Consider the following 3,588-nt stretch of genomic DNA (forward strand, 5'->3'; position numbering starts at 1 on the left):
GGAAATAGGGCGTGGCTTCCCGCAGGACGCGGGCGAAGGAAGGGCGGTCGAGGAGGCGCTGATAATAGGCCTTCAGCCGATCATGCTCTCTGCCAAAGGGAACCAGGGTTTCGGCGTAGAACAGGGCCGGTGCGGCGGCGCAATCCGCCATGGTCACATCGTCTCCGGTGATCCAGATTTTACCGTCCAGCTGCTTTTCAACCATTCCATAGGCGGTGCGCAGCAGTGACTGCGCTTCGGCAACGCTCTGCACCCTCCGGTCCTTTTCTGGCCGGCGCACATCCGCGACGATCGCTTGCATCGGCTCCTGCACATAAAGGTCGAAGAAGCGATCCCAGAGCCGCACGCACAAGGCATCAGAGAGCTCCGTCGGCAGTAGTTGCGTTGCACCGGGATAATGCCGATCGAGATACTCGATGATGATGCTGGTCTCGGGAATGGTGCTGTCGAGAGCTTCGTCGCGAAGCACCGGAAATTTGGCGAGCGGCCAGAGGCGCACCAGCGAGGCTCGCGATTCCGTATTGCCGAGATCGATAATCCTGCTTTCGAACGGCGTCCCGTTTTCATAGAGCGCCATCAAGACCTTGTGGCAGAATGAGGCGAGGGGATGCTGATAGAGGACAAGGGACATGCGACGACCTTTCCGAGATCGAAGTTCGAGATGATACTTACCTAAGTGGCTAAGTATCATCTCGATTGCTGCCTTGCAAGAAAATAGTTATCCAAATGGATAGCTATTTCCCTCGCTGCCGTCTGTCGTATCAATCGGCGATGTAGCGTGCGATGACCAGATGGCCCGGCGTCGGCTGGCCGTCTTCCATGCGGACATTGATGTCGGTGATTTCGACGAGTTCGAAGCCGGTGGCGGTCAGCCGCTCGCGTATATAGGCATCGGAATGGGCGAAGCGCTGATGCGGGCCGACCATATAAAGACGTCCCGCCATAGTGGCATCCGGCAGGGTCTCGGAGGAGAAGATGAAGAGACCTCCCGGCGTCATGTTCTCGGCGGCGCCGAAAAAGAGCGGTTCCAACGCGCCGAGATAGGGCAGGACATCAGTTGCGGTGATGAGATCGAAGGCATCTTCATCGTTGTCATCAAGGAAATCCTCGACCTCAGCGACAAAGAGCGTTTCGTAGACGTCCTTTTCATGGGCAACTTCGACCATGTTTTCGGAGATATCGATGCCGGTGATATCCTCGACGATATCGCGCAGCGTACCGCCCGTCAGCCCCGTGCCGCAGCCGAGATCGAGCATGCGCTTGAAGGGGCCGAGGCCGAGCGCCTGCAGACGTTGGCGAACGAGGACCGGCACATGGTAGCCGAGCTGTTCGACCAGCACGTCTTCGAAAACTTCGGCGTGCTGGTCGAAAAGGGTCTCGACATAGGCGTCCGGCGCCTTCACCGGCGTTTCGCCGCGGCCCATTGAGGCGATGCGGACGGCTGCGCCGCCATGGTCTTCCGGATCGAGGGCCAGGACCTCCTCATAGGCTCGCACCGCAGCGTCGATGTCGCCCGCTTTTTCCAGCGCCAAGGCGTGATTATAGGCTTTTGCGAGTGCGTCTTCGTCGATCTTCTTCTTTGCCATGGATGCCGGCCCTTCCGTTTGTCACGCAGGCATTAAGACGCCTGTTCAGCTTTTGCAATGCTTGCCGTGCAGGCGCAGAATATCGTTTTCTGTAAAGGCGAATTTCGGAACCTTATCCGATAAAAGAACAAGGGAGGAACGACAATGGATACCGAATTGACCGCATCGAATCCGACAGGCGGCCCGCCGGAGCGAGGCCGCCCTTCCCTGCCGGCGACATCGGCCGAAATCACCAACACATTGACCCATTATTACCGGGGCGAACTGGCAAGGATGACGAGCTGGCGCGATCGCATCGACCGAACCTCGAACTGGGCGATCACAGTGGTTGCGGCGCTGCTTTCCGTGTCGCTATCGACGCCCGCATCGCATCATGGCGTGCTGCTGTTCGGGATGATGCTGATAAGCCTGCTGCTGATGATCGAGGCGCGGCGATACCGCTTCTTCGATGTCTACCGCTCGCGCGTGCGGCAACTGGAGCGGCACTATTTTGCGCAGATCCTGGCGCCGCAGACCGACCCTACCGCAGACTGGGCGTCGCCGATTGCGGCCAGTCTGCGCGCTCCGCGGCTGCTGCTGAGCTATGCCGAAGCGGCGCAGCGGCGGTTGCGGCGCAATTATTGCTGGATGTATGCGATCCTGTTGCTTGCGTGGATCCTGAAGATTTCGACGCCGAGGCTTCAAACGGATGGCCTGACGCAGGAGCAGGCGCATTCATGGGGCTATATTGTAGACAACGCGGCTCTCGGACCGATGCCCGGCTTTATTGTTATCATTCTTGTCGCAGCCTTCTATACCGCCATTCTTTACGGCACGTTGCGTCGCGGGCCGGATGACGGGGATTTCGTGCATGGCGAGGCGCATGTTTGATGCCGGCGATGTCGCCGCGCGGACAACGCCCGGCGCGATGTTCAGTGCAGGATGAACTCTCCCTTTACGGCGCGCCATTCGGTTGCTGAAATCAGCTTGCGATGGACATAGCGCACGGAGTGAAGCGGGCCGTCCAGCGTCTCCTGCCAGAATTTCAAGAATCCGTGCATTTCCGGGAAATTCGGGGCAAGGTCATAGTCCTGCCAGATGTAGGTCTGGAGAAACTGGGGATGATCGGGCAGGCGGTAGAAGATCTGTGCCGTCGTCAACCCATAACCCTGCAACTGCTTTTGCATGTCTTCGTGCATGAGCTTTCTCTTTGCGTTCCCATTTTTTCGTGACTCATGGTCACAGAGATATGGAAACAGCTGATGGTAAACTCAAGCTTTACAAAACTGTCATGACGATAATTTTATTACAGAAATCAATATGTTAGCAGCGACGCGGCGAGAGTGCTGCCAAATGCGGCGTTTCAGGCGCCGCATTTGAGGGATCAGCGTTTGAGGTGCTTGGTCAGCCGGCCTTCCATGCGCGCCCAGCCGTTGCGCATCAGCTCGACGATCACCAGGTAGAAAATCGCCGCCCAGAGATAGATCTGGTAGTCGTAGGTGCGTGAAAAGGCGTAGCGCGTCTCTCCCATCAAGTCGTAGACCGTGATGATGGAGACGGTTGCCGAGCTCTTGATCAGCAGAATGATCTCATTGCCGTAGGGTCGCAGCGCCACGATAAGGGCCTGCGGAATGATGATCTTGCGGAAGGCGATCCATGTATGGATGCCGAGGGCGCTGGCGGCCTCCCTCTGACCCTTCGGCACACTCTGGATGGCGCCTCTGACGATTTCCGTCTGATAGGCCGCCGTGTTCAGCGTCATGGCGAAGACGCCGCAATAGAAGGGATCCTTGAAGAACCACCAGAGGCCTATATCCTCGAAGAACCAGCGAAAGCTCGGAAAGCCGTAATATACCATGAATATCTGCGCCAGCAGCGGAGTGCCGCGGAAGAGATAGACATAACAGTAGGTCAGCGTGCTCAAGATCTTGTTGCTCGCCATGCGGGCGAAAGCGAGCGGTACCGATAGGATTGCGCCGAGGATAAAGGATGTGGCGACGAGTTTGACGGTAATTCCCAGACC

5 protein-coding genes are annotated in these 3,588 nt (G+C 57.7%); 1 reads left to right on the top strand and 4 read right to left on the bottom strand.

The annotated features are described in order from the left end of the window. On the bottom strand, positions 1-631 hold a 631-nt coding region (locus tag Q4Q11_RS31255; RefSeq protein ID WP_498571913.1), incomplete at its 3' end, for a glutathione S-transferase family protein. Between the two features lie 130 nt (positions 632-761). After that, a complete protein-coding gene (locus tag Q4Q11_RS31260; RefSeq protein ID WP_112509269.1) occupies positions 762-1,586 on the bottom strand; it encodes a methyltransferase domain-containing protein in 825 nt (274 codons plus the stop codon). 144 nt (positions 1,587-1,730) lie between these two features. Between Q4Q11_RS31260 and Q4Q11_RS31265 the strand changes: the two genes are divergently transcribed. Next, positions 1,731-2,456: a DUF2270 domain-containing protein gene (locus tag Q4Q11_RS31265; protein ID WP_112509271.1), complete on the top strand. Its 726-nt coding sequence runs from the start codon at positions 1,731-1,733 to the stop codon at positions 2,454-2,456. A 41-nt stretch (positions 2,457-2,497) separates the two neighbouring features. Here Q4Q11_RS31265 and Q4Q11_RS31270 read toward each other — a convergent pair whose 3' ends face one another. After that, complete coding sequence (locus Q4Q11_RS31270; RefSeq protein ID WP_112509274.1) at positions 2,498-2,764, bottom strand: aspartate-semialdehyde dehydrogenase; 267 nt, start codon at positions 2,762-2,764, stop codon at positions 2,498-2,500. A 185-nt stretch (positions 2,765-2,949) separates the two neighbouring features. Then, positions 2,950-3,588 (bottom strand): ABC transporter permease (locus tag Q4Q11_RS31275; protein WP_498571914.1); only part of this gene is annotated, 639 nt, incomplete at its 5' end.

This window comes from Rhizobium sp. UFLA01-1127, assembly GCF_059803845.1.